General features: G+C 72.9%; 1 protein-coding gene. It reads left to right on the top strand.

The window, feature by feature from the left end; all coding sequences use genetic code 11:
• Positions 1 to 547 (top strand): response regulator (locus tag L6Q67_RS24320; RefSeq protein WP_296576339.1); only part of this gene is annotated, 547 nt, incomplete at both ends.

The raw sequence follows: 547 nt of genomic DNA on the forward strand, positions 1-547 counted from the left end.
GGCGGGCAGATCGGCGCCGACAGCGTGCCCGGCCACGGCAGCCGCTTCTGGGCCGTCCTGCCGCTGGCCGCCGGCCGGGCCCCGGATGGCGGCCAGCCCGATCCGCACGCCCCGCAGCTCCCCCAGGGCTCAGACACCGGCACGCAGCTCGCCGGCTGCCACATCCTGCTGGCCGAAGACAACCTCCTCAACCAGGAGATCGCCAGGGAACTGCTGGAGCGCGCCGGCATTGTGGTGGCCATCGCCCAAAACGGCCAAGAGGCCTTCGAGATGGCGGCGCAGGCCGATTTCGACCTGATCCTGATGGACCTCAGCATGCCCGTGATGGGTGGCCTCGACGCCGCCATCGCCATCCGCACCCTGCCCGGCTACGCCACCCGCCCCATCCTGGCGCTCACCGCCAACGCCTTTGCCGAAGACCGCCAGCGCTGCCTCGAGGCCGGCATGAACGACCACCTCGCCAAGCCCGTCACCCCGGCCGCCCTCTACCAGGCCCTGGCCCGCTGGCTGCCGGCGCAAGACACCACGGCCCCGAGCGCGGCGCAGG

Source organism: Zoogloea sp. (assembly GCF_023150065.1).
In the GTDB taxonomy this organism is placed as follows: Bacteria; Pseudomonadota; Gammaproteobacteria; order Burkholderiales; family Rhodocyclaceae; genus Zoogloea.